The 3,092-nt window shown below is 69.8% G+C and carries 3 protein-coding genes and 1 pseudogene; 3 read left to right on the forward strand and 1 reads right to left on the reverse strand.

What is annotated here, in order from left to right; translation table 11 throughout:
* On the forward strand, positions 1-271 hold a 271-nt coding region (locus CM1CMNOD_RS03890; RefSeq protein WP_165490441.1), incomplete at its 5' end, for an NUDIX domain-containing protein.
* A 56-nt stretch (positions 272-327) separates the two neighbouring features.
* Here CM1CMNOD_RS03890 and CM1CMNOD_RS03895 read toward each other — a convergent pair.
* Positions 328-840, reverse strand: a pseudogene (locus CM1CMNOD_RS03895) (MaoC family dehydratase); the annotation flags it as partial.
* A 389-nt stretch (positions 841-1,229) separates the two neighbouring features.
* Here CM1CMNOD_RS03895 and CM1CMNOD_RS03900 point away from each other — a divergent pair.
* Both CM1CMNOD_RS03900 and CM1CMNOD_RS03905 read left to right on the forward strand, forming a co-directional pair.
* A complete protein-coding gene (locus CM1CMNOD_RS03900; protein ID WP_013872365.1) occupies positions 1,230-2,120 on the forward strand; it encodes an LLM class F420-dependent oxidoreductase in 891 nt (296 codons plus the stop codon).
* A gap of 467 nt (positions 2,121-2,587) precedes the next feature.
* Positions 2,588-3,092 (forward strand): TerD family protein (locus CM1CMNOD_RS03905; RefSeq protein WP_131773835.1); only part of this gene is annotated, 505 nt, incomplete at its 3' end.

Raw genomic sequence — 3,092 nt, forward strand, 5'->3', positions numbered from 1 at the left:
CGGGGAGAGCGACAGCGCCGCGCTCGTCCGGGAGGTCCGCGAGGAGACCGGCCTGGAGGTGGCCGTCGGGCGGCTGGTCGGGCGGGTCACGCGGCCGGGGCCGGACGGAGCCGTCTACGACATCGCCGACTACGTGTGCGACATCGGCGGCGGGATCCTGCGGGCCGGGGACGACGCCGCGGACGTCCGCTGGTGCCCCGACCTGCGGGCCACAGCCCTCACCGAAGGCCTGCTGGACGCCCTCGCCATCTGGGGTATCACGACCGCGTAGGCGCCATGCCGACGTACAGGGCGGAAGGAAGAGGCGGCAGAAGGCAGAAGAAGGTGTCAGGTGCCGTTGGGGACGGGGCGGCCGGGTTGCTCGCCGCCGCGGGCCTCGCCGTAGGAGCGCTTGGGCACCATCACCTTGCGGCGGTAGATGCAGACCAGGGTGCCGTCCTGGTTGTAGCCGCGGGTCTCGACCTGCACGATGCCCCGGTCGTCCTTGCTCTTCGACTCGACCTTGCCCAGCACCTCGGACTCGCCGTAGATGGTGTCGCCGTGGAAGACCGGCTTCACATGCCGGAGGGATTCGACCTCGAGGTTGGCGATGGCCTTGCCGGAGACGTCCGGAACGGACATGCCGAGCAGCAGCGAGTACACGTAGTTGCCGACGACGACGTTCCGTTTGAACTGGGTGGTCTCCTCGGCGTAGTGCGCGTCCAGGTGCAGCGGATGGTGGTTCATGGTCAGCAGGCAGAACAGGTGGTCGTCGTACTCGGTGACCGTCTTGCCCGGCCAGTGCTTGTAGACCGCGCCGACCTCGAACTCCTCGTAGTAACGGCCGAACTGCATGCGCGCTTCTCCTCGCTCTGCCTGGCGCTCCCGCCGCTACGCGGGATCTGCTGCCGCGAACCCGCCCGGGGCTGATCCTCCCAGGTCGGCCGGGCATCTGCCCGATTCGCAGCCGTATCCAGCCCGCGACCGGCGGATAGTAACGGTACGACCGCAAAATGGTGATGATGCGGAGGTGGCAGGGCGGTGGCACGAGGTGGGTGTGGGTCGTCCATCCGGTACCGGGCGGCCACAGCGTCCGTGCCAGGGTTCCCCGAGAGTCCTGAACGGTTGGGCTCACACGGCCCCATGGTGCCCACGCCCGGGGTACGCCGGGTGGTCCCAGCGTGGCCATGCCCGCCGACGTCCGTCAGGATGGGGACGACGGCCGGAACGCAGGACGTGAGGAGTTGGCGATGCTGCTTGGCGTACACGTGGTCCGGTTCACCTGGCCGGGCGGGGCGGAGACGATCGGGCCGGTCCTGGGACGGGCCGCCCGGGTCGCCGACGACGCGGGCGTGGCCCGTCTCAGCGTGATGGACCACTACTTCCAGATGGAGGAGATGTTCCCGGCCGACGAGCCGATGTTGGAGGGCTACACCACCCTGGGGTTCCTCGCCGCCCACACGTCCAGGCTGCGGCTCGGCCTGCTGGTCACCGGCGTGACCTACCGCCACCCCGGGCTTCTCGCGAAGATCATAGCCACCCTGGACGTGCTGTCGGGCGGACGCGCGGAGCTCGGCATCGGCGCCGCCTGGTACGACCGCGAGCACCATGGGCTGGGGGTGCCGTTCCCGCCGGTCGCCGAGCGGTTCGAGCGGCTGGAGGAGACGCTGCGGATCTGCCGGCAGATGTGGAGTGAGGACAACGGCCCCTTCACCGGCCGGCACTACCAGCTTGCCGAGACGCTGTGCGTGCCGGCGCCGATCAGCCGGCCCCGCGTGCCGATCCTGATCGGGGGCAGTGGGGAGCGCAAGACACTGCGCCTGGTGGCGACCTACGGCGACGCCTGCAACCTGTTCGCTCCTTCGGCGGACGTGGTGGCGCACAAGCTCGACGTGCTGAAGGCGCACTGCGACGCGGTCGGCCGCGACTACGCGGAGATCTCCAAGACGATCATCTACAACGGCGACGCGCTGGCCCGGGAGGACACCGGCGCCTTCCTCGCCGAGGCCGAGCGGTACGCGCGCCTCGGCATCGACACCGTGATCGTCGTCCCGCCCGGCGGTGAGGCGGTGGACGCCTGGGTCGAACGGATCTGCGTCCCGGTCGTCAAGAACCTCGCCGACATCGCCGTCACCGGCTGAGCTGAAGCGCGGTCGCCGACCGAGCCGTCGCCAACGGGCATCGACGGATGCTGGCTGACGCCAACGGAATCGCCGTCGCCGGCCGATCTTTTCTTCTTCGCTTCGCTCTATCTTCCCCGCCGGTTTCTTCCCCGCCGGCCGGGGCCGGGCGGCCCACCGTGGCGAATCCCGGCTCTGGCCGGCGCCAGCCCCGGGGGCGACGTTCCAGGCCTGGACGGTGTCCGGAGAATTGGGTTTCCGGAGGCGGATCCGGTGGAACCGTGGATCAGGGTCGGGTCGTTACCCGATCGGACGCGTCTGTCGTCATGGGGAACGGGCGGTCGCCGGGTGCCGGTTGTCGGCTGGAAGCCGGTATCCGTCACGATGGCCTCGCGGGAGTCACGCCCGCGGACGTCGAACAACATGCCGATCAGTGACATGCCGACAGGCGACGGGTAACAGGCGACAGGGCAGATGCGGAGGCCACCATGGCGCAGGTGCTGAGCAAGGGCGCGAACGCACCGTTGTCCACTACCGACGTACGGGTGGAGATCAGTTCATCCACGCCGTTGGACATCGCCGCGCTGCTGGTGACCGCGAATGGCAAGGTCCGCTCCGACGCCGACTTCGTGTTCTTCAACCAGCCCACCGGGCCGGGGGTGCGCCTGCTCCCGCCGTCCGCGCTCGAGTTCACGCTGACGCAGGTACCGTCCGACATCGACAAGGTGGTCGTCACCGGCAGCCTGGACGGCTCCGGCCCGCAGACCTTCGCGGCCGTCAACGGGCTGCGGGTCGTCGTCCGGGCCGCCCGGGGTGAGGAGATCGCCCGCTTCGACCCGGTCGAGCTGACCGTCGAAAGCGCGCTGATACTCGTGGAGCTCTACCGGCGCCAGGGGGCGTGGAAGGTGCGTGCCGTGGGGCAGGGGTATGCCTCCGGCCTCGCAGGTATCGCCACCGACTTCGGGATCACGGTGGACGATCCGGGTGCCCCGC

The sequence above is a fragment of the Protofrankia symbiont of Coriaria myrtifolia genome (genome assembly GCF_900634755.1).
Lineage (GTDB): Bacteria > Actinomycetota > Actinomycetes > Frankiales > Frankiaceae > Protofrankia > Protofrankia coriariae.

Coding starts and splice junctions, on each gene's coding strand:
- CM1CMNOD_RS03900 (WP_013872365.1), top strand. CDS start 1,230: ATGCTGCTTGGCGTACACGTGGTCCGGTTCACCTGGCCGGGCGGGGCG.